The 21,245-nt window shown below is 66.0% G+C and carries 17 protein-coding genes and 1 pseudogene; 8 read left to right on the top strand and 10 right to left on the bottom strand.

Going from position 1 to position 21,245, the window contains the following annotated elements; translation table 11 throughout:
• Positions 1-28: 28 nt before the first annotated feature.
• The 4 genes from fdhE to fdnG form a co-directional block, all read right to left on the bottom strand.
• Positions 29-961 carry a formate dehydrogenase accessory protein FdhE gene (gene fdhE / locus DID96_RS05985; RefSeq protein ID WP_185732182.1) on the bottom strand — a complete coding sequence of 311 codons (933 nt, stop codon included), beginning with the start codon at positions 959-961 and terminating at the stop codon, positions 29-31.
• Between the two features lie 105 nt (positions 962-1,066).
• Positions 1,067-1,693, bottom strand: a complete 627-nt coding sequence (locus tag DID96_RS05980) for a formate dehydrogenase subunit gamma (protein WP_124598341.1) — start codon at positions 1,691-1,693, stop codon at positions 1,067-1,069.
• Positions 1,690-2,604, bottom strand: a complete 915-nt coding sequence (fdxH, locus tag DID96_RS05975; RefSeq protein WP_124598340.1) for a formate dehydrogenase subunit beta — start codon at positions 2,602-2,604, stop codon at positions 1,690-1,692. The genes DID96_RS05980 and fdxH overlap by 4 nt, the downstream gene beginning before the upstream one ends.
• A gap of 10 nt (positions 2,605-2,614) precedes the next feature.
• A complete protein-coding gene (fdnG, locus tag DID96_RS05970; RefSeq protein WP_148094499.1) occupies positions 2,615-5,686 on the bottom strand; it encodes a formate dehydrogenase-N subunit alpha in 3,072 nt (1,023 codons plus the stop codon).
• A 139-nt stretch (positions 5,687-5,825) separates the two neighbouring features.
• Between fdnG and DID96_RS05960 the strand changes: the two genes are divergently transcribed.
• Together DID96_RS05960 and DID96_RS05955 are read left to right on the top strand one after the other, a co-directional pair.
• A complete protein-coding gene (locus DID96_RS05960; protein ID WP_124598337.1) occupies positions 5,826-6,761 on the top strand; it encodes a YihY/virulence factor BrkB family protein in 936 nt (311 codons plus the stop codon).
• A gap of 451 nt (positions 6,762-7,212) precedes the next feature.
• Positions 7,213-8,385, top strand: a complete 1,173-nt coding sequence (locus DID96_RS05955; protein ID WP_124598336.1) for a porin — start codon at positions 7,213-7,215, stop codon at positions 8,383-8,385.
• A 161-nt stretch (positions 8,386-8,546) separates the two neighbouring features.
• Here DID96_RS05955 and DID96_RS05950 read toward each other — a convergent pair.
• Positions 8,547-8,888, bottom strand: a pseudogene (locus tag DID96_RS05950) (ATP-dependent Clp protease proteolytic subunit); the annotation flags it as partial.
• Positions 8,889-8,953: 65 nt separating this feature from the next.
• Here DID96_RS05950 and DID96_RS05945 point away from each other — a divergent pair.
• The 3 genes from DID96_RS05945 (at position 8,954) to DID96_RS05935 (ending at position 11,236) form a co-directional block, all read left to right on the top strand.
• The gene (locus DID96_RS05945; RefSeq protein ID WP_124598335.1) at positions 8,954-9,856 is read left to right on the top strand and encodes a sigma-70 family RNA polymerase sigma factor; all 903 of its coding nucleotides are present in this window, start codon (positions 8,954-8,956) and stop codon (positions 9,854-9,856) included.
• 113 nt (positions 9,857-9,969) lie between these two features.
• Positions 9,970-10,599, top strand: a complete 630-nt coding sequence (locus DID96_RS05940) for a helix-turn-helix domain-containing protein (protein WP_124598334.1) — start codon at positions 9,970-9,972, stop codon at positions 10,597-10,599.
• A gap of 88 nt (positions 10,600-10,687) precedes the next feature.
• Positions 10,688-11,236 carry a GNAT family N-acetyltransferase gene (locus DID96_RS05935; RefSeq protein WP_124598333.1) on the top strand — a complete coding sequence of 183 codons (549 nt, stop codon included), beginning with the start codon at positions 10,688-10,690 and terminating at the stop codon, positions 11,234-11,236.
• A gap of 175 nt (positions 11,237-11,411) precedes the next feature.
• On the opposite strand, the gene DID96_RS05930 is transcribed toward DID96_RS05935, so the two are convergent.
• A complete protein-coding gene (locus DID96_RS05930; RefSeq protein WP_124598332.1) occupies positions 11,412-11,858 on the bottom strand; it encodes an HU family DNA-binding protein in 447 nt (148 codons plus the stop codon).
• Between the two features lie 257 nt (positions 11,859-12,115).
• On the opposite strand from DID96_RS05930, the gene DID96_RS05920 reads away from it, so the two are divergent.
• Together DID96_RS05920 and DID96_RS05915 are read left to right on the top strand one after the other, a co-directional pair.
• Positions 12,116-13,234: an acyltransferase gene (locus tag DID96_RS05920; protein WP_124598330.1), complete on the top strand. Its 1,119-nt coding sequence runs from the start codon at positions 12,116-12,118 to the stop codon at positions 13,232-13,234.
• A gap of 120 nt (positions 13,235-13,354) precedes the next feature.
• On the top strand, positions 13,355-14,350 hold the full coding sequence (locus DID96_RS05915; RefSeq protein WP_124598329.1) for a dienelactone hydrolase family protein: 996 nt from the start codon (positions 13,355-13,357) through the stop codon (positions 14,348-14,350).
• 91 nt (positions 14,351-14,441) lie between these two features.
• Here DID96_RS05915 and galU read toward each other — a convergent pair whose 3' ends face one another.
• Both galU and DID96_RS38205 read right to left on the bottom strand, forming a co-directional pair.
• Positions 14,442-15,329 carry a UTP--glucose-1-phosphate uridylyltransferase GalU gene (gene galU, locus DID96_RS05910; RefSeq protein ID WP_124598328.1) on the bottom strand — a complete coding sequence of 296 codons (888 nt, stop codon included), beginning with the start codon at positions 15,327-15,329 and terminating at the stop codon, positions 14,442-14,444.
• Positions 15,330-15,564: 235 nt separating this feature from the next.
• Positions 15,565-15,708, bottom strand: coding sequence for a hypothetical protein (locus tag DID96_RS38205; protein ID WP_185732181.1), 144 nt, complete (start codon positions 15,706-15,708; stop codon positions 15,565-15,567).
• A gap of 212 nt (positions 15,709-15,920) precedes the next feature.
• On the opposite strand from DID96_RS38205, the gene DID96_RS05905 reads away from it, so the two are divergent.
• Positions 15,921-17,111, top strand: a complete 1,191-nt coding sequence (locus DID96_RS05905) for an acyltransferase (protein WP_124598327.1) — start codon at positions 15,921-15,923, stop codon at positions 17,109-17,111.
• Between the two features lie 197 nt (positions 17,112-17,308).
• Here the strand turns inward: DID96_RS05905 and DID96_RS05900 are convergent, their stop codons facing one another.
• Together DID96_RS05900 and DID96_RS05895 are read right to left on the bottom strand one after the other, a co-directional pair.
• A complete protein-coding gene (locus DID96_RS05900) occupies positions 17,309-19,765 on the bottom strand; it encodes a glycosyltransferase family 4 protein (RefSeq protein ID WP_185732180.1) in 2,457 nt (818 codons plus the stop codon).
• A complete protein-coding gene (locus DID96_RS05895; protein ID WP_124598325.1) occupies positions 19,762-21,228 on the bottom strand; it encodes a flippase in 1,467 nt (488 codons plus the stop codon). The genes DID96_RS05900 and DID96_RS05895 overlap by 4 nt, the downstream gene beginning before the upstream one ends.
• Positions 21,229-21,245 lie beyond the last annotated feature (17 nt).

Below are 21,245 nucleotides of genomic sequence, written 5' to 3'. Positions count from 1 at the left end.
TGGTGGTCTCCTGTCCCGCGCAAAACCGTCATCCTTCCCGCGATACATCCGGCCACAGCAGCGGATTCGGCGAACTGCGCCGATAGCCGGCCTCGTTCATCAGCAGGTCGAGCGTGAGGCTCGCGAGATCGTCCGCGAGCGGCTCGAAATCGTAGTCCTTTTCCTGATAGCCGATCTTGCGGTACGTCTTGCATTCGTCGCACGATTCGGCTTTCACTGCTTCGCTGCCGCCCTCGATGCCATGGTACGCGATGCCCTTCGTCGAATCGCAGTTCGAGCACTTGGTGCGCACCATGTGCCACTCGGTCGTGCACAGCCCGCACTGCAGGAAGCGGTAGCCCTGGAACGCGCCGCCGACACGCACGACGCTTGCGACCGGGTGCGTGCCGCACACCGGGCACAGCCCCGGCTGGTCGAGGAACGGCACGTCGGCCGGCAACGTGCGGCTCGCGAGGTCGGTCCACGCGACCTGTAGCGCCGCCATCAGGAATGGCGCGATGGCCGGGTCGATCTCCGCGAAGCGCAGCGCGAGGATCGCGTCGGCCTGCGCGTCGAGTTCGGCGGGCGCCATCAGGCGCATCCGGTCGAGCAGCTTCGCGAGCGACGGGTTCACGAGCCCCGCGCGCTCGACGCGGTCGAGCAGGTCGTGCAGCACGTCGCGCCATTGCGGGTCGCGTTCACCGGACAGCGCCGGCACGAGCGGCATCGAATGCTGCTGCGCGCGCGCGATCGCGTCCTTCGACGGCATCTGCGCGTTGCACTCCTGCAGCAGCGTGTGCTGCGCGTCGGCGACGACCGCCATCAGCCGCAGGTAGCCGCCGATCGGGTTCAGGTCGGCGAGCTGGCGCAGGCGCGCGGCGCGCGCCGAGAAAACCGTTGCGCGCTCCGGCAGGCGGAAGCGCGGGATCGCCGAATGATCGAGCGCCGCGATGTCATTCGGTTCGAGAATGCGTTGTGTCACGAGTGTGTCTTCCAAAAAAACAAGCGCCGACTTATCGGCGCTTTCGGCGATTCCGACGACTGACGGGGCAGCGCCACAACCGGCGTGCCGCCCCGTTCTGGTGCGCTACTTCACGCTCTCACGGAACCATTTCGGGTGGTGCTTGCGCGCCCAGCCGAGGGTCACCGTGCCGCGCACCATCGCCCGGATCGAGCCCTTGATCCACAGCGCCGCATAGATATGCGTGACGATGCCGACAATCAGCACGAACGCCGCGACGGCGTGGACGACTGCCGCGAACCGGATCACCCCGATCGGGAAGTAGAACGAGAAATACCGTCGCCAGATGACGATGCCCGACAGCAGCAACAGTGCGAGGCATGCCACCATCGCGAAGAATAGCAGTTTCTGTCCGGCGTTATAGCGTCCGACCGGCGGCAGCTTGTCCTCGCGGTTCGCGAGCACGTCGTCGATCTGGCGCAGCCACTGGCGATCGTCCGCGTCGAGCAGGTTGTGGTGCCAGTAGCGCACCGCCATCACCGCGAACGACACGAACATCACGAGGCCGACGAACGGATGCAGGATCCGCGTCCACTGGCCGCCGCCGAACAGCGCGGTCAGCCAGAACATCGACGGGTGGAACATCGCGAGCCCGGACAGCGCGAGCAGCACGAACGAGATCGCGGTGATCCAGTGGTTCGTACGCTCGTTCGCCGTGTAGCGGACGATCAGGTTGGGGTCGTCGTGCTTCATTTCGCGTCCTCCTTGATGCGTCGCGCTTCGTCGCGGGCGGCGGCTTCGTCGTCGTCGCTCACTTCGTTCGGGCCGACCCGCATGTAGTGGAAGAAGCCCGCGAGCGCCGTCAGCGCGATGCCCGCGACCGCCAGCGGCTTCGCGATGCCCTTCCACAGCTTCACCATCGGGCTGATCGACGGGTTGTCCGGCAGGCCGTGATACAGCGACGGCTTGTCCGCGTGGTGCAGCACGTACATCACGTGCGTGCCGCCGACGCCCTGCGGATCGTACAGCCCCGCATGCTCGAAGCCGCGCTCCTTCAGGTCCTCGATCCGCTCGGCCGCGTGCTGCTTCATGTCCTCCTTGGTGCCGAACACGATCGCGCCCGTCGGGCAGGTCTTCACGCAGGCCGGCTCCTGGCCGACCGCGACGCGGTCGGAGCAGAGCGTGCACTTGTATGCGCGATGATCCGTCTTCGAGATCCGCGGGATGTTGAACGGGCAGCCGGTCACGCAGTAGCCGCAGCCGATGCAGTTTTCCTCGTGGAAATCGACGATCCCGTTGTTGTACTGCACGATCGCGCCCGGAGCCGGACACGCCTTCAGGCAACCCGGATCCTCGCAATGCATGCAGCCGTCCTTGCGGATCAGCCATTCGAGGTTGCCGTCCGGGTTCTCGTATTCGGAGAACCGCATCACCGTCCACGAATGCTCGGACAGATCGGACGGGTTGTCGTACACGCCGACGTTCGTGCCGATCTCGTCGCGCAGGTCGTTCCACTCCATGCACGCGGTCTGGCACGCCTTGCAGCCGATGCACTTCGACACGTCGATCAGCTTCGCGACGCTGCCCGTCACCGGCGTGCGCGCGGTGGGCGGTGGCGTGGTGGTGGCCGAGACGCGCCTGATATCCAGCGATTGCAATGCCATCTCTGCCCCCTTACGCCTTTTCGACCTTCACCAGGAACGACTTGAATTCCGGCGTGTACGAGTTGCCGTCGCCCACGGACGGAGTCAGGGTGTTCGCGAGATAGCCGGGCTTCGTCAAGCCCTTGAAGCCCCAATGCAACGGAATGCCGACCGTCTGCACCGTCTTGCCGTCGACCTTCAGCGGCTTGATCCGCTTCGTGACGAGCGCCACCGCGACGATATGCCCGCGGTTCGACGACACCTTCACGCGGTCGCCGTGCGCGACGCCGATCTCCTTCGCGAGTTCCTCGCCGATCTCGACGAATTGCTGCGGCTGGATGATCGAGTTCAGGCGCGCATGCTTGGTCCAGTAGTGGAAGTGCTCCGTCAGACGATAGGTCGTCGCGACATGCGGGAACTGCGCGGCCTTGCCGAACGCGGCCCGGTCGCCCGGGAACACGCGCGCGGCCGGGTTGTTCAGTGCGCGCGGGTTGTTCGGGTGCAGCGGGTTCGCGGCAAGCGGCGTCTCGAACGGTTCGTAGTGCTCCGGGAACGGACCTTCGTTCATCCCGGCGCGCGCGAAGAAGCGCGCGACGCCTTCCGGGTTCATGATGAACGGGCCCATGCCGTTCTCGGGCGGCTCGTCCAGCTTGAAGTCCGGCACGTCGGCGCCGGTCCACGCGCTGCCGCTCCACGCGACCAGCTTGCGGGTCGGGTCGAACGGCTTGCCGGACGGATCGCACGAAGCTCGGTTGTACAGGATCCGCCGGTTCGCGGGCCACGCCCACGCCCAGCCGAGCGTCTGGCCGATGCCGGTCGGATCCGCGTTGTCGCGCCGCCCCATCTGGTTGCCGGCCTGCGTCCATGCGCCGCAGAAGATCCAGCAGCCGCTCGCGGTCGAGCCGTCGTCCTTCAGTTGCGCGAAGCCGGCGAGCTGCTCGCCCTTCTTCACGAGCGGTTTCGCCGGATCCTTCGGATCGGGCAGATCGGCGAGCGCGCGGCCGTTGTACTCCATCGCGAGCTCTTCGGGTGTCGGGCTTTCCGGGTTCGCGTAAGGCCAGGTCAGGTTGACGATCGGATCGGGATACTTGCCGCCGTCCTTCCTGTACGCATCGCGCATCCGCAAGAACAGCCCCGACATGATCTCGAGGTCGCTCCTCGCTTCGCCCGGCGGCTCCGCGCCCTGCCAGTGCCACTGCAGCACGCGGCCGGAGTTGACGAGCGAGCCGCGCTCCTCCGCGAAGCACGTGGTCGGCAGCCGGAACACCTCAGTCTGGATCTGCGACGCATCGACATCGTTGAACTCGCCGTGGTTCTTCCAGAACTCGGAGGTCTCGGTCGCGAGCGGATCCATGATCACGAGCCACTTCAGCTTCGCGAGCGCTTCGGACGTCTTCGCCTTCGACGGCGTGGCCGCGAGCGGGTTGAAGCCCTGGCAGATGTAGCCGTTCATCTTGCCCTGGTGCATCAGCTCGATCGCCTGCAGCAGGTCGTAATGCTTGTCGAGCTTCGGCAGGTAGTCGTAGCCCCAGTTGTTCCCGGCGTTGGCCGCGTCGCCCCACCACGATTTCATGAAGCTGACGTGGAACGCGCGGTAGTTCTTCCAGTAGCTGAGCTGGTTCGGCCGCAGCGGCAGCTGCGTGCGCTTCGTGATGTACGCGTCGAAATCCTGCTCGGACTGCATCGGCAGCGTCATGTAGCCGGGCAGCAGGTTGGACATCAGCCCGAGGTCGGTGAGCCCCTGGATGTTCGAGTGGCCGCGCAGCGCGTTCATCCCGCCGCCGGCGATGCCGATGTTGCCGAGCAGCAGCTGCACCATCGCGCCGGTGCGGATCATCTGCGCGCCGATCGAGTGGTGGGTCCAGCCGAGCGCGTACAGGATCGTGCCGGCGCGGCCCGGCACGGCCGTCGACGCGAGCATGTCGCAGACTTTCAGGAACTTGTCCTTCGGCGTGCCGCACACCTGCTCGACCATCTCGGGCGTATAGCGCGCGTAGTGCGTCTTCAGCAGGTTGTACACGCAGCGCGGATGTGCGAGCGTCGGGTCGACCTTCACGAAGCCGTCGTCGCCGCGTTCGTAGTCCCAGCTCGACTTGTCCGGATACGCGTGCTTGTCCGCGTCGTAGCCGGAATAGATGCCGTCGTCGAACGCGTAATCCTCGCGCACGATGAACGTGAAGTCCGTGTAGTTCTTCACGTACTCGTGCTGGATCTTGTCGTTCGTCAGCAGATAGTTGATCACGCCACCCAGGAACGCGATGTCGGTGCCGGTGCGGATCGGCGCGTAGTAGTCCGCGACCGACGCGGTGCGCGTGAAGCGCGGGTCGACGACGACGAGGCGCGCCTTGCGGTGCGCCTTCGCTTCCGTCACCCACTTGAAACCGCACGGATGGGCCTCGGCTGCATTGCCGCCCATCACGAGAATCACGTCCGCGTTCTTGATGTCGACCCAGTGGTTCGTCATCGCTCCACGGCCAAACGTCGGGGCAAGACCTGCCACCGTCGGGCCATGTCAGACACGCGCCTGGTTGTCGAACGCGAGCATCCCCATGCTGCGGACAGTCTTGTGCGTCAGGTAGCCGACCTCGTTGCTGCCCGCCGACGCGGCCAGCATGCCGGTGCTCAGCCAGCGGTTGACCTTCGCCCCGTCGTCGGCCGTCTCGACGAAATTCGCATCGCGGTCGGCCTTCATCAGCTTCGCGATCCGGTCGAGCGCGTCGTTCCACGCGATGCGCTCCCACTTGTCCGAACCCGGCGCACGATATTCCGGATGCGTGAGGCGGCTCGGGCTGTGGATGAAGTCGATCAGGCTCGCCCCCTTCGGGCACAGCGTGCCGCGGTTGACGGGGTGGTCGGGATCGCCTTCGATATGGATGATGCTGCGCTGCGCGTTCTTCGCGCCGTCGCCGAGGCTGTACATCAGGATGCCGCAGCCGACGGAGCAATATGGACAGGTGTTGCGCGTTTCGACGGTGCGCGCCAGCTTGTATTGACGGACCTCGGCGAGCGCTTCGGATGGCGAGAAGCCCAGCAGGGCCAGACTCGATCCGGCGAGCGACGTGGCCGTCACTTTCAGGAACTGGCGCCGGGACATTTGTAGCATGGCGGTCTCGGCTTTATCGTGGGGGGGAATTGAAAGGAATTATAGACAGTTCGTGCAACTATGATTAATTCTTCATATCAATACTGAATTGTCCGATTTCCAGCGATTGCCGGCATCCCGCATCGCGCCCCGACACGCCATGAAACCACCGATTCCCGTTCAGGAAGCAACACGTCTCGCCAGACGGCAGGCCCATTGGGCGCTGACCGCGTTCAAGCGTTTTTCGTCCGACCGCTGCTCGGCGATGGCCGCGAGCATCGCGTTCTTTTCCGCGTTCTCGCTCGCGCCGATGCTCGTGATGGTGATCGCGGTGGCCGGCTGGTTCTACGGCGACGATGCCGCGCGCGGCCAGGTGTTCGAGCAGGCGCACCAGCTGATCGGCAACGATGCCGCGGCGAGCGTGCAGACCATCGTGCAGAACGCGCACCGCAGCGGCGACCGCGGCGGCATCGCAGCGCTGATCTCGTTCGCTGCGCTCGCGATCGGCGCGTCGGCGACGTTCTCGTCGCTCAACACCGCACTCAGCGTGATCTGGCCGGCCACCGGGAGCCGCTGGTCGAGCGTTCTTGGCCTCGTGCGGGTGCGCCTGATCTCGTTCGGGCTCGTGCTCGGCGTCGCGTTCCTGCTGATCGTGTCGCTCGTGCTCGACACCGCGATCACGTTCGTCGGCACGTGGCTGTGGGGCAACTCGCCGTATATCGCGATCACCAACGTGCTGCAGTTCGTCGTCGGCATCGCGGTTCTTGCGGGTGCGTTCGCCGCGCTGATGAAGTTCCTGCCGGATGCGCGCGTCGCATGGCGCGACGCCGCGATCGGCGGCAGCGTGTCCGCGATCCTGTTCTCCGCCGGCAAGAAGCTGTTCGCGCTGTACCTCGCGCACGCAGGCACCGCGAGCGCATTCGGCGCGGCCGGATCGTTCGCGGTCCTGCTGATGTGGCTGTACTTCTCGGCCGCCGTGCTGCTGCTCGGCGCGGAATTCGCGGCGGCGCGCGGCGCCGCGCATTCGCATGCGGCAGATGCGCGTGGCGATGCACGTGCCGATGCGGCCGCCGGCGACCGGTCGGACGGAACGTGACGCATCGGGGCGGCGGTGCCTCGCCGCCTGCCGACCCGCTGACCGATCCGCTGACCGACCCACCTACGCGAGCCAGAATGTTTCCGCAACCGTGTCGTTCCGGTCGCTCTACCGTAAATTCGCGGCGCGCGTGACCTTGCGTTTACACCCGTCGCGCCCGTCCGCGCGACCGCAAACGTTTGCCACCACCGGATTCCTGGTCCCGCAGCGCGGAATCCGCGTGCGTCGCGCGCAAGACATCAGACCCCACAACAATCGCAATGCAGCAATTGTCAACTATTTCAAAAATAGAAACATTCGTTGATGTGCTTGATCTGTATGGCTTTTTCGACGCTGTGATGTTTTCGAGACACTTTATTTTTTGATCTTTCTTGCGTGTATGGCACTGCGCTATTCTCCAATCCGCAACAACGATAACGAATCACGAATCACTGCGTGGAGAAACTCAACGATGAAGAAATTCGCACTGTCTACCCTCTCGCTCGCCCTGCTCGGCGCTGCCGGCGCTGCTCACGCTCAATCGAGCGTGACGCTGTACGGCGTGATCGATACGTCGATCGCATTTGTCCACGGCAATAGCGGCAAGGCGATCAACTCGTGGCAGATGCTGTCGGGCAACCTGCAAGGCCCGCGCTGGGGCTTGAAGGGTACGGAAGATCTGGGCGGTGGCCTGAAGGCGATTTTCCAGTTGGAAAACGGCTTTGACGTCGGTACGGGCAAGCTGAACCAGGGTGGCCGCATGTTCGGCCGTCAGTCCTACGTCGGTCTCGACCACGCTCAGTACGGTACGCTCACGCTGGGTCGCCAATACGACCCGACCGTCGACATGGTTCAGGCCGTGACGGGTGACAACTACTTCGGCAGCATCATGGCAACGCCGGGTGACGTCGACAACAACGACAACAGCATCCGCGTCCAGAACGCTGTCAAGTATGTGTCGCCGGTCTTCGCTGGCCTGCAGTTCGAAGGCATGTACGCGCTGGGCGGCGTGGCAGGCCATCCGGGCCAGGGCCAGACGTGGAGTGCCGCGGCTGCCTACAACAACGGTCCGATCGGCATCGCTGCCGGCTTCCTGCGCGTGCAGAACGGCAATACGCGCACGATCGCTGCGGACGGCACGGGTGGCTGGACGAGCCCGACGGCTACCGGCCTCGACGCCTCGAACAACCCGATCGTCGGTGCTTACGCAACGGCGAAGGCGATCAACATCGCGCAAGTCGCTGGCCAGTACGCAATCGGCCCGGTGACGTTCGGCCTCGGCTACAGCAACTCGCAGTACAAGTCGGACAGCCTGTCGGCATTCGGTTCGACCGAGAAGTTCAACACCGGCCGCGCATTCGTGAACTACCAGGCATCGCCGGCGCTGCTGCTGGGTGTCGGCTACGCCTACACGAAGGCGAGCGGCGACACGGACGCGAAGTACCACCAGGTCTCGCTGGGCGCCGACTACTCGCTGTCGAAGCGCACGGACGTCTACCTGATCGGCGGCTACCAGCACGCCAGCGGCACGCAGCGTGTCGACGGCGCGACGACGCAATCCGCACAAGCATCGATCGGCTCGTACGGCTACGGCGGCAAGAGCTCGCAGGAATTGGTCGCACTCGGCCTGCGTCACAAGTTCTAAAAACGACGTACCCGGCGTGCATGGCGTCTCGCGACGCCATCGCGCCGAACTGGAAAGCCAGTCATCGGTTTCGGCCGTGGCTGGCTTTTTTTTGTTCATCGCAGGCGAACGCCGGGCACCGCTTCATGCGTCGGCGCCTCGGCTATCGATAGCACCGCACGTCAGGCCGTCACGCGCTCCGTCAGCACATCGTCAACCAGGCCGTAGCGCTTCGCCTCATTCGCCGACATGAAGTTGTCGCGGTCGGTATCGCTCTCGATTTGCGCCGCGCTCTGCCCGGTGCAATCCGCCAGTATCGCGTTGAGCCTTTCACGCTGATACAACACTTCCCGCGCCTGAATCTCGATATCCGCCGCAGTGCCCTGGCTGCCGCCCGAAGGTTGGTGGATCATGATTCGCGCGTTCGGCAACGCGTAGCGCTTGCCCTTTCGGCCTGCAGCCAGCAGGAACGTCCCCATGCTGGCCGCGAAGCCCGTGCATAGCGTCGACACGTCCGGCTTGATGGCGCGTGAACCCCGGCGTTCTGGCAGACTCGCTGCGCCGGCCCACCTTGAATGGAGCACCCAGCATGGCTGAACCCCGGACCGATCGGCACTCTCCCGTTTCCCTCGACATTTTCGAGGTCCAGCGCGGGCGTCTGCTGTCTCTCGCGTATCGCATGCTCGGCTGTCACGCGGAAGCCGAGGATGTCGTACAGGAGGCATGGTTGAAATGGTGCGCGTCCGATACCGCCGGCCTCCGGCAGCCGGCCGCATGGCTGACGACGGTCGTCACCCGGCTGTCGATCGACCGGTTGCGGGCACTGCGAACGGAACGCCTGGCGCGGCAGAGCGGCACGCTGCCGGCCCCGTGGATCGATGCGCTGGTGCCGTCCCCGGAAGCCCGCGTGATGGACGGCGCACAACTGTCCTATGGACTGATGCTGCTGCTCGATCGGCTTTCGCCGGATGAACGCGCGGCATTTCTGCTACGCGAAGCGTTCGACTGCGACTACGCGACGATCGGCGCGGCAATCGGCAAGCCGGCGGTCCATTGCCGACAGATCGTCCATCGCGCGAAAGCGCGTCTCGCGCGCGCCGGTGCCCCGCCGAAGTCGGCCGATCCGGCGCGGCAGCGGCGCGTCGTCGAGCAGTTGCGCGCGGCAATCGGCGCGCAGGACCATGCGGCCTTGCTCGACGTGCTGAACGGTGCACGCGTGATCGGCGATGCGCCGGAGCCCATCCTCGCGAGCGCGTGGGCCGAAACGGTGCCGATGGGATCCGAAGCGGGCATCGCGCTGGTCGCCGATGGCGACATCGTCGCGCTCTGGGTGCCGTGGTTCGATGCGCGCGGTCAGTTGACGCTGCATATCGTCACGCAGGCGGCTGCGCTGGCTACCGGGAACCGGATGATCGGGTGCGCCGCGATTGAACGGATGCTCGCACGCATTTTCCGGAACGCCCTGTCAGGCGCTCGGCATCAATTCGCATAGGGCAACACGACGCGCAGCTCGGCGAGCGATCCGCGCGACGAGCGCGGCCAGGCTCACATCTCGCGAAGTTTCTGGCGCTGCCAATTTCTACTATACTAGACGCACAATTCATTATGCTGGAGCCCACAGTGTCCACGGGTACCGATGCCGACACCGACGTCAACGAGCGCATTGCCCGTCGCGTACGCGAATTGCGGGCGATGCGCGGCCACACGCTCGATGCGCTGGCCGCGCGCTGCGGCGTCAGCCGGTCGATGATCTCGCTGATCGAGCGCGGCGCCGCGAGCCCGACGGCGGTCGTGCTCGACAAGCTCGCCGCCGGTCTCGGCGTCACGCTCGCGAGCCTGTTCGACGGCGAGCGCGAAGGCGTCTCCGCCCTGCCGCTCGTGCGGCGCGCGCAGCAATCGCACTGGCGCGACCCGGAGTCCGGCTACGTGCGCCGCAATCTGTCGCCGCCCGGCTGGCCATCGCCGATCCAGCTCGTCGAGGTGAATTTCCCGCCCGGTGCGCGCGTCGCATACGAGACGGGCGGACGCGAGGGCGCAATGCATCAGCAGGTCTGGGTGATCGACGGGCGCGTCGACGTCACGCTCGGCGATCAGCTCCACGAACTTCGCGAAGGCGACTGCCTGGCGATGCGGCTCGATCAACCGCTGATCTTCAGCAACCCGGCGTCACGTCCGGCGCGCTACGTCGTCGCGCTTTGCGACGGACACGCTGCGGGCGGCGCGAAGAGCGCCTGACGAATCATCACGAACGGCGCGCACGCCAAGGCTTGCCGCGCCGAATCCGCCGCTCATGCGACATTACCTCCCGCCAACAGGAGCTTGAATGAACCCCTCCGAACCGCACGACGACGTGCGCCTGATCGATTGCAGCGAGGCCGAGCATGCGGCGGCCATCCTCGAGATCCTGAACGACGCCATCGTCAATTCGACGGCGCTGTACGACTACGTGCCCCGCCCTCCGGAGGCGATGGCCACGTGGTTCGCGACGAAGCGCGCGGGCGGCTTTCCGGTCGTCGGCGCGGTCGACGCGTCCGGCCGCCTGCTGGGCTTCGCGAGCTGGGGCACGTTCCGCGCGTTCCCTGCGTACAAGTACACGGTGGAACACAGCGTGTACGTGCATCACGCACAGCGCGGCCGCGGACTCGGCGAGCGCCTGCTGCGCGAGCTGATCCGCCGCGCGCACGATGCGCAGGTGCACGTGCTGGTCGGCTGCATCGACGCGACCAATGCCGGCAGCGTTGCGCTGCACACGCGGCTGGGATTCACGCATGCCGGCACGCTCACGCAGGTCGGTTTCAAGTTCGGCCGGTGGCTGGATGCGGCGTTCTATCAGCTCAATCTCGAGACGCCAGTGGATCCGCAGGACGGCTGAGCCCGTTGCACCCGCTCCATCGCAGCATTTCGGATGACAGACTATAGCCGTCTCGCGCCACAACGAAAGCCACCACGAAAGCCACAAAGAAATAATCCCCATGCGCTTGCGCGCACGGGGATCGTCGGACACCGCCACAGCCGCCGGCACACGGCCGGCGCCTGTCGCGCCGCACTTACGCAGCTGCGTCCTTCAGCTTCTTCAGCGCACGTGCCTTCACGCGCACGCTGGCCGGCTTCGCCGGGAACCAACGCTCTTCGCCCGTGAACGGATCCTTGCCGAAGCGCTTCTTCTTCGCCGGCACGGCTTGTGCCGTGATCTTCAGCAGACCCGGCAGCGTGAACTCGCCTGCGCCCTTCTTGTGGACCGAGCCCAGCACGACGTTCTCGAGTGCAGCCAGCACTGCCTTGACCGCCTTCACTTCGACAGCTGCGCGCTCAGCGATGTGCACTGCGAGCGAAGCCTTCGTGAACTTGTCCTTCAGCGGCGTCGGAGCGGCGGCTGCCTTAGCGACGACGGCCTTCTTGGCCACTACTTTCTTCGCGGGCGCTGCTTTTTTTGCAGCCACTTTCTTGGCCGGTGCGGCAGCCTTCGTGGCCACCTTTTTTGCGGAAGTCGCCATGTTTCTCCTACCAGGTGTGGTCGTTGGATACATGAAACGCACAATGCGCGCGCTTCAACGCCGGATTCTACAAGCGCCGTGACGCTTCGTGCAGTACTTTTGTGCGTTTTCCCGGGGTTTTCCGCAGGTTTTGTTGCGCACCGCAGACTTCGATGCGCGCCGGACTGCAAAAAACGCCTTCACGTATGCGTCGAATCCGGAATTACGTTCGATATTTGCGCGCCTATACTGGGCCCGCTCAATGCCCGGACGCCCTCATGCGCGAAGCCAGATACGTCAAAGGACTCGACGGCCTGCGAGCCATCGCGGTCATCCTCGTCTTCCTGTCCCACAAGGGCCACGTCCTCGCGATCGACGTGGGCAAGCTCGGCGTGTGGACGTTTTTCTTCATCAGCGGTTTCCTGATCGTCGGCGAGCTGCACCGCAACCGGCAGGCGATCGAACACGGGACGCTGACGCGCCGCCATGCGTTCTGCCTGTTCGTCGTGAAGCGCGCGCTGCGGATCTTCCCCGTCTATTACCTGCTGCTCGCGGCGCTCGCGATCGCGCACGCGCTGTTCTACCAGCGCGGCGTGAACCTCGGCCTCGCGTGGCATGCAATCTTCCTGTCGAACCTCTGGATCGGCGTCGTCAGGGACGGCTGGCCGGGCTCCACGTCGCACTTCTGGAGCCTCGCCGTCGAGCAGCAGTTCTACTTGATCGCGCCGCTCACGCTGCTCGCGATGCCCGCGTCGCGGCACGTCGCACTCGGCATCGCAGCAGTCGCGGTGTGCGCAGCCGCACATCTCGCGCTCTATCTCGCCGATGCGTCGCCGGTGCTGATCTATGCGTTCTCGCCGTGGAATTTCGCGCTGATCGCGCTCGGCGGCATCGGCGCGATGACGCTCGCCGACCACGGCCCGCGCGTGTCTCGCCGGATCCCGCCGGGCTGGCTCGGCGCGGCGGGCGTCGTGTTCTTCCTCGTGCTGCCCGCGTGCGTCGCGCTGCCGGAAGCGGTCGAAGGGCTCGCCGATCTCGGCCTGTCCGCTTCGCTCGGCTCGCTGCTGCTGTGGATCGTCACCGAGCCCGATCATCCCGCTGTCGCGCTGCTCGATTGGGCGCCGCTCGTGTACCTCGGCACGGTCAGCTACGGCTTCTACCTGTTCCACAACCTGATCCCCGCGCATTTCGGCGTGATGCCGGCGCTCTTCGCACGCGCGCGGCTGCCGCAGTTCATGCAGGTCGCGATCCCCGAGACGCTGCAGTTCGGACTCGCGGTGCTGCTCGCGCATCTATCCTGGCGTTATCTGGAAAAGCGGCTGCTCGACTACAAGAAGCCGGCCGCCGCACGGCTCGCACGGCATTTTTCGGCACCGCAGCGTTCGTCGGCGCGCTGACGACGGCCGGCGGTTGGCGGCCGATCGCAGCCAATCGCAGCCGCCTTGCGCTCGGCCGGCGATGCACTACGCTTTCAGCAGCGGGACGCTCGCCGTTACGCGGTCAACAAGGACGTCGACATGCTTACGCCTGAAAGCCTTTGCGCGTGTTTGCGCCGCGTCGCGCCGGCCCTGCTCTGCACGCTCGTCGCCGCGCTGCCGCATGCCGGCCACGCGCAGGCAAGGATGGACGTGATCCCGTTCGAGTCGCTGACGATGACCGACGAAGCGTTCCTCACCGGCCACGAAGACGGCCCGCGCGTGACCATCGCCGGCGAACTGCGCCTGCCGCGCGCCGGCAACGAGCGCTTGCCGCTCGTGATCCTGCTGCATGGGTCCGGCGGCATCGGCGGCTACGTGACCGACTGGGAGCGCGATCTCCTCGCGATGGGCGTCGCCACCTTCGTGATCGACAGCTTCACGCCCCGCGGCCTCGTCAGCGTCAACGACGACCAGTCGCAGCTCGGGCGCCTCGCGCAAATCGAAGATGCGTATCGCGCACTCGCGGTGCTGGCGCGGCATCCGCGGATCGACGCGGGCCGCGTGATGCTGATGGGCTTCTCCCGGGGCGGCAACAGTGCGCTGTACGCGAGCCTCGCGCGGTTCCAGCAGATGCACGCCGCGTCGTCGGCCCGCTTCGCCGCCTATGTCGCGTTCTACCCCGGCTGCCCGTTCACCTACCGCGACGACGAGGAGGTCGTCCCGCAGCCGATACGCGTGTTCTACGGCACCGGCGACAACTACGCGCCGATTGCGCCGTGCCGCGCGTATGTCGGGCGACTGAAGGCCGCGGGCAAGGACATTCGCATGACCGAATATCCGGGCGCCGCGCACCTGTTCGACGGACGCGCGTTCGATCCGCCCGTGACGCTGCCGGCAGCGCAGACGCTGCGCAACTGCCGGATCGTCGAGAACGCGCCTGGGCAGCTCATCAACGCCGACACGAAGCGGCCGTTCTCGTATGCCGACGCATGCGTCGAACGCGGCGCGACCCTCGGCTACGACCAGAAGGCTGCGGCCGAAGCGCGGAAGGCAGTCGCGGCGTTCGTCGCGGACACGCTCAAGCCGGCCCGCTGACGGTCGCGCCCGCCAACAAAAATGCCCCGGCGCGCGAAGCGAACCGGGGCCAACGGAACAACCACCACCTGAAACGTGATGCGAAGAAAGCTTATGCGACGGCAGCCAGCGCGGGCAGACAGGTGCGCAGGTATGCCTCGAACTCGCGGCTGACTTCCGGATGCTGTAGCGCGAGCTCGACGGTCGCCTTCAGGTAACCGATCTTGCTGCCGCAATCGAAACGCGTGCCGAAGTAGCGGTACGCGAGCACCTGCTCGTGCGCGAGCAGCGACTGGACCGCATCGGTCAGCTGCAGTTCGCCGCCCGCACCGGGCCTGATCTTGCGCAGGTGATCGAACAGCGTCGGCATGAACACGTAGCGGCCGACCACGCCGAGATTCGACGGCGCATCCTCGGGCGCGGGCTTCTCGATGATGCCCGACAGCTTGATGATGTCCTCTTCCCACTCGCGGCCTTCAATGACGCCGTACGAACGGCTGTCCTCGCGTGCGATCGTTTCGACGCCGATCACCGAGCTGTGATAGTGGTTGAACACGTCGACGAGCTGCTTGAGCACCGGCTGTTCGCCATGCAGCAGGTCGTCGGCGAGAATCACCGCGAACGGCTCGCCGTGCACGAGCTTTTCCGCGCACAGCACCGCGTGGCCGAGGCCGAGCGCTTCCGGCTGACGCACGTAGAAACAGTTGACGTGGCTCGGCTTGATGCCGCGCACGAGCTCGAGCAGCTTTTCCTTGCCGCGCGCCTCGAGTTCCGCCTCGATCTCGTACGACTTGTCGAAGTGATCTTCGATCGCGCGCTTGCTGCGGCCGGTCACGAAGATCATCTCGGTGATGCCGGCGTCGATCGCTTCCTCGACCGCGTACTGGATCAGCGGCTTGTCGACGACAGGCAGCATCTCTTTCGGGCTCGCCTTCGTCGCCGGGAGGAACCGTGTGCCGAGACCGGCAACGGGGAACACGGCCTTGGTAACTTTCAACATGATCGCTTCCTGATTGCGTTGATTGCGCCGCGCCATTCCACGACGCGACACGATAATTTTCCGGACGGCGCCGCGTAATCCGGTGACGAGTCGGAAATATATTCGTCACCGCCTTGCGATATGGCCCCGTCGTCCTATCAATCCGAATTCACGGATAATCGCCGCCAAACCGGTCGATATTGCCGGTACGATTCACCGACCAGCGACAATTTACCGATTTTCCGGATACAAAATCTTACGATTCGAATTCCTCGATATAGGGCACGCCGCCCCGCTCGAAGCCCGGTCGAATCGGCTCGTTCTTCAACGCGTCGCGGTACGCCGACAGTACGGCCATTACCAGCAATACCGCTGCGCTTGCGATCCAGTGCATGTCCATCTTGCCGCTCCTTGCATCAATCAACTGGAGCTTCAAACTATCAGAAAAAAATCGACAAATAATTGGCCCCATCGTGAAACCGATATCTGGCCGGCATAAAACCATCACGTGAAATGCCTTTATTTCACGGCGGGATTTTTTTATTCGTTGAACGGAATTCTTGCGGATTACGATTGCATCATCCGTCCATTCGTCGCAAGGAACCGAATCGCATGCAAGCTTTCAGCGGATCGACATTGAATGCGCCGCCCGCCCCCGATCACAAGGAGCACGTGATCGACGCGATGCGCGGCTTCGCAGCGCTGCTCGTTGCCTATTTCCACTGCCGGCAGGTCGTCTGGGTCGGGATGCAGAGCTTTCACCGCGCCTACGGGCATGCGCTCGACCCGAGCGCGATCGTCGGCTACCTGACCTTTCCGTTCGGATGGGGTTCGGCCGGCGTGCCGATCTTCTTCGTGATCAGCGGCTACTGCATCCACCGCAACGCGGCGCTCAAGCTCGCCGCCGATCCCGCGTACCGGCTCAACGCGCCGAACTTCTGGGCGCGCCGCTTTGCGCGCATCTATCCGGTGCTGCTCGCCGCGCTGCTGTTCACGCTCGCGCTCGACTCGATCAGCCTGCAGATCGAGCCCGTCAGCCACAAGATCCGCGATATCGGCCTGGTGCCGTTCGTCGTGAACCTGTTCTCGCTGCAGGGCGTCGCCGGCTATACGTACGGCTCGAACGGCGCGCTGTGGACGCTGTCGCTCGAAGTGCAGTTCTACGCGATCTATCCGCTGCTGTTCGCCGTGCGCCGGCGCATCGGCATGCCGGCCGTGCTGGCGATCGTCGCGCTCGTCAACGCCGCGTCCGCGTGGCTGCTCGAGCGGCACGACCTGCAGTTCTTCACGTCGTACTGGCTGTCGTGGACGATCGGCGCGTGGATCGCGGACGTGCGTGCGCAGCAGGCGCAAACAGCACAAACGGCGCAGGCGGCCGCCGCGCCGTCGCGCGCGTGGTATGCGGCGGCCGCCGTGCTGCTCGGCGCCGGCTGCGCCGCGTTCCATTTCGGCCAGTACGGCGCGTTCCAGCTGTGGGCGGCCGGCTTCGCGTGCTTCCTGTACCGCGCGCTCGCCCGCCCGCCGCGCCAGACGGCGCCGTTGCGCGTGCTCGGCTGGTTCGGCGACTTCAGCTACTCGCTGTACCTGATCCACCTGCCGCTGTTCGTCTGCCTGTGCTCGGTGCTGTTCCACTCCGAGCTGCAGTTGTCGATCTGGCCGTCGCTCGCGTTCGTCGTGCTCGCGATTCCGGTCGCTTACCTGTTCTACCGGCTGGTCGAACGGCCGGCGATGCTGTGGTCGGCAAGCTTCAAGCCGTCGCGCGGCACGCGGGTCGTCACGCCGACGCCTGAACGGGCGATCTGACCGCAGTCTGGCCGTTCAGGCCGGGAACAAGCCCCCGCGCGGCACATCGCCGCGCGGGGGTTTTTAACACCTTCAACACGGCCCGCCAGCCTCCCCGAGCACGAACAAAGCCCCCGCGCAGCGCATCGCCGCGCGGGGGCCGTTTCACCATGCCGCCAGCAGCCGGGGCCAGACTTCCGCCCCGCGCATGCGACGCACTACCGCTTCTTCGCCGCGCGCGCGGTATCCGCGAGGATCTTCTCGACCTGCTCCACGTAGGTCTTCGTGCCGAACCGGCGCAGCGCCGTCACGTGGCCGCTCGCGACCAGCCGCTCGCGCAGCGCGCGATCCGTCTGCAGCGCCGTCAGCGCATCGCCCAGCGCATGCGCGTCGCCCGGTTCGCACAGCAGCCCGTTGTCGTCGTGCTCGATGATCTCGATCACGCCGCCCGCGCGCGCCGCGACGACCGGCCGCCGCGCGAGCATCCCTTCGACGATCACGCGCCCGAACGGCTCGGGCGTGATCGACGTGTGCGCGACGACGTCGACAGCCTTCATGCAGGCGGCCACGTCGCGCTGGAACCCGAGGAAATGCACGCGAGCATCCATCCCGTGCCGCGCGACGAATTCGTGCAGCTGCGCCGCATAGTCGTCCTCGCCGAACAGCGGCGCGCCGACCAGCACGACGTGCATGTCGGGGTGGCTCGCCGCCGCCTCCAGCAGCACGTGCTGGCCCTTCCAGCGCGCGAGCCGGCTGAACGAGCCGACCAGCCACGCGTGCTCGGGCAGGCCGAAGCGCGCACGCAGCACGGCCTGGCTGACGCCGGCCAGCGCGTCGAACGGCTCGGCCGAGATACCGTTGAACACGACGTCGACGTGCTGCGGCGTGAACCCGGTCAGCGCACGGAAGGCCTGCGCGGACGCATCGGAGTTCGCGATCACCCGCGTCACGCCGAACCGCACGCAATGCTTGATCGCGAGCAGCTGCTTGCGGCCGAAGTGCGCGTCGCTGACGATGTCGCGCAGATGCCAGACCACCGGCTTGCGCGCGAGCCGCCCGGCCAGCGCGGCCACCACCATCGCGCGCTGGGTGTTCGCGTAGATCACGTCGGCGCGGCGCGCGCGGCGCGCGACGTCGCGCACGAGCCGGAACAGCTGCTTCAGCGCGCCGGCCGATACGCCGCCCTGCTTGCGCACGCCCGCGAGCGCGCCCTGCTCGACGACGTCGACGCGTGCGCCGATCTCGTCGAGCGCCACGCGAAACGGCCCGTCGTCGAACAGCAGCACGTCGGCGTTCGCGCGCATGTGCTTCATGATCTCGAGCAGCGACAGCTCGGCGCCACCGAGCACGCCGCTCTGGTCGAGCACGAGCGTCGCGGGGCCGCGCGGGGCCGCCATCGGCACGCCGCCGGCGCCGCGCGGCGCGCTCGCGCCGGGCAACGCCGCCTCGACATAGTCGAGAAAGCGCCGCCGGAACGTGTCCGCGGAAAACCGCTCCGCGTTCGCACGGCACGCATCCGGCGTGAAGCGCTGCGGTGCGCGCTCGAATTCGTCGACGGCCGACACGATCGCATGCGCGGTCTGCTCGTCGAAGAACAGCCCGGTCGGCTGCGCGGCCGACTGCGGATCGAGCACCGTCTCGAGCGCGCCGCCCTTCCCGTACGCGATCACGGGCGTGCCGCACGCCTGTGCCTCGACGACCGAGATGCCGAAATCCTCCTCGGCCGCGAACACGAACGCCTTCGCGCGACGCATCCGGTCGTGCAGCACCGCGAACGGCTGGTAGCCCATCACCTCGACGTTCGGGCCGGCCTTCGCGCGCACCTTCTGCATTTCCGGGCCGTCGCCGATCACGACCAGCTTTCGCTTGGGCGTCTTCGAGAACGCCTCGACGATCAGGTCGATCTTCTTGTACGGCACCATCCGCGATGCGGTCAGGTAGAAATCCTCCTTGACCGTGTTCAGCGAGAACGCGTCGACGTCGACCGGCGGGAAGATCACCGCGGCGTCGCGCTGGTAGACCTTCTTGATCCGCCGCGCGATGAACGCGGAATTCGCGACGAAGCCGTCGACCGCGTTCGCCGTGCGCGTATCCCAGTTGCGGATGTAATGCAGGATCATCCGCGCGAGCAGCGATTTCGGCCCGTGCGTGAGATTCGACTGCTCCAGATACTGGTGCTGCAGATCCCACGCATAGCGGATCGGCGAATGCACGTAGCTGATGTGCACCTGGTCGGGCCCGGTCAGCACGCCTTTCGCAACCGCGTGGCTGCTCGAGATCACGAGGTCGTAGTCGGACACGTCGAGCTGCTCGATCGCGAGCGGCATCAGCGGCAGATAGCTACGGTACTTGGTGCGCGCGAACGGCATCTTCTGGATGAACGTCGTCGTGACCGGCTTGCCGCGCACGAATGCGCGGTCATCGAGAAAATCGACGAGGCTGAACAGGTCCGCGTCCGGAAAGCACGCGACGAGCTGCTCGAGCACCCGCTCGGCGCCCGCGTACGTGACGAGCCAGTCGTGGACGATCGCCACGCGCAGCGGCCGGGCCGGATGGCGCGCGGACGCCCGTTCGACCGACAAGGAGCGGCGCCGCACGGCGTCGCCGGCTTCGGCCACGGCGGCATCGGCCGCGGCCACATTCAATACGGCGTGTTCCGCCAGATCGCGATTCATGCTGTTCTCCTCGCATTGAGACGGACAAACAGGTCGCGCACGAGCGCGCGCAGCCCCGGCGTCATCGTGAGCGACCACGCAACATTCAGCACCAGCACGATCGCGCACATGCCGATCGACTCGACGAGCCCCGGCCACGCTTGCGCGAGAAACAGGCTCGCCAGAAGGAACGCGAGATGCGCGGCCATGTCGAGCACGATCGCGCGCATCCGGATCGCCGACAGGTACAGCAGCACGCCGTAGTCGACGAGCGCGCGCGCGGCGACGACGACAGCCGCGCCGATCAGCCCGAAGTGATGAATGCCGAACCACAGGCCGCCGACGAAGAACGGCATCTCGACGAGCCCGGCGAATGCCGCGCGGGCCGGGTTGACCTGCGACTGGATCAGGATCCGCGTGACGCTCGCCTGCCCGACGAGCCACACGCTGATCACGAGCACGCGGCCGACCGGCGCCGAATGCGCGGCGAGATCGGGGCCGACCCACAGCGTCAGGAACGGCGCGAGCGCGAAGATCGCGACGATGCCGACCGGCGTGAACACGCCGTTCAGGAATTCGAGCGACTGGCGCGCGAGCGTATCGGCATGGTCGCGGCCGACCGCCGACAGGCGCGGGAACAGCGTGCGCACGAGCGCGTTCGGCAGCATGTTCAATCGCGTGACGAGGTTCTGCGGCACCGTGTAGTAGGTGACGAACTTCGCGCCCATGCCCGCGCCGAGCATCACGCGGTCGAGCGTGTCGGCGATCATGCTCGTCGTGCTCGCAATCAGCATCCAGCCGCCGAAGTTGAACAAGCCCTTCGCGGTGCCCCACTGCGGCGGATCGATGCGCCGGATGCCGAGCACCTTGATGCTCGCCTGGCCGAGCATCACCGCCGCGATCAGGCGCGCGACGACCGCCGCGGCGAGCACCGTCTGCAGGTTCGGCGCGATCCACCACGCGGCGCCGAGCGGCAGCAGCTGGAACAGGAACGTGCCGATCGTCTGGTTCGTGTTGAACACGCCGAACCGCTCTGCGCCGTTGATCGCGCCGGCGAATACCCACGACACGTTCGCGAGCGGAATCGCGAGCGCGAGCCACGGCAGCGCGAGATACACCTCGTGCTGCATGTCGGCCGACACCTTCGTGAAATACGCGGTGTAGACGAATGCGCCGAAGTAGATCAGCAGCCCGCCCACGATGCCGGTGCCGAGGTTCAGCCAGAACGCGCTCCAGAACACGCGCGCGCTTTCGTCCGCGTCGCCGCTCGCGAGCGCTTTCGAGATGTGGTTCTGCGCGGCCATGCTCATCCCGAGATCGAGGATCCCGAAATAGCCGATCAGCGTCCACACGAGGCTGACGACGCCGTAGCGCTCGACGCCCAGCGCGTGGATGTACGCGGGCACCGTCACCAGCGACACGAAGGTCGGCAGGATCAGCCCGATGAAATTGATCGAAACGTTCTTCAGAATACCTTTGTCCATGCTCCCGCCCTGTGCTG

It is taken from the genome of Burkholderia sp. Bp8963 (genome assembly GCF_003854275.1).
In the GTDB taxonomy this organism is placed as follows: Bacteria; Pseudomonadota; Gammaproteobacteria; order Burkholderiales; family Burkholderiaceae; genus Burkholderia.
Note: the sequence above shows the minus strand (reverse complement) of the source record. Positions and strands in the feature narration are given on the sequence as shown.

Coding starts and splice junctions, on each gene's coding strand:
- DID96_RS05915 (WP_124598329.1), top strand. CDS start 13,355: ATGCTTACGCCTGAAAGCCTTTGCGCGTGTTTGCGCCGCGTCGCGCCG.
- DID96_RS05920 (WP_124598330.1), top strand. CDS start 12,116: ATGCGCGAAGCCAGATACGTCAAAGGACTCGACGGCCTGCGAGCCATC.
- DID96_RS05900 (WP_185732180.1), bottom strand. CDS start 19,765: ATGAATCGCGATCTGGCGGAACACGCCGTATTGAATGTGGCCGCGGCC.
- DID96_RS05895 (WP_124598325.1), bottom strand. CDS start 21,228: ATGGACAAAGGTATTCTGAAGAACGTTTCGATCAATTTCATCGGGCTG.
- galU (WP_124598328.1), bottom strand. CDS start 15,329: ATGTTGAAAGTTACCAAGGCCGTGTTCCCCGTTGCCGGTCTCGGCACA.
- DID96_RS05940 (WP_124598334.1), top strand. CDS start 9,970: ATGCTGGAGCCCACAGTGTCCACGGGTACCGATGCCGACACCGACGTC.
- DID96_RS05960 (WP_124598337.1), top strand. CDS start 5,826: ATGAAACCACCGATTCCCGTTCAGGAAGCAACACGTCTCGCCAGACGG.
- DID96_RS05935 (WP_124598333.1), top strand. CDS start 10,688: ATGAACCCCTCCGAACCGCACGACGACGTGCGCCTGATCGATTGCAGC.
- DID96_RS05980 (WP_124598341.1), bottom strand. CDS start 1,693: ATGAAGCACGACGACCCCAACCTGATCGTCCGCTACACGGCGAACGAG.
- DID96_RS38205 (WP_185732181.1), bottom strand. CDS start 15,708: ATGGACATGCACTGGATCGCAAGCGCAGCGGTATTGCTGGTAATGGCC.
- DID96_RS05930 (WP_124598332.1), bottom strand. CDS start 11,858: ATGGCGACTTCCGCAAAAAAGGTGGCCACGAAGGCTGCCGCACCGGCC.
- DID96_RS05955 (WP_124598336.1), top strand. CDS start 7,213: ATGAAGAAATTCGCACTGTCTACCCTCTCGCTCGCCCTGCTCGGCGCT.
- DID96_RS05905 (WP_124598327.1), top strand. CDS start 15,921: ATGCAAGCTTTCAGCGGATCGACATTGAATGCGCCGCCCGCCCCCGAT.
- fdxH (WP_124598340.1), bottom strand. CDS start 2,604: ATGGCATTGCAATCGCTGGATATCAGGCGCGTCTCGGCCACCACCACG.
- DID96_RS05945 (WP_124598335.1), top strand. CDS start 8,954: ATGGCTGAACCCCGGACCGATCGGCACTCTCCCGTTTCCCTCGACATT.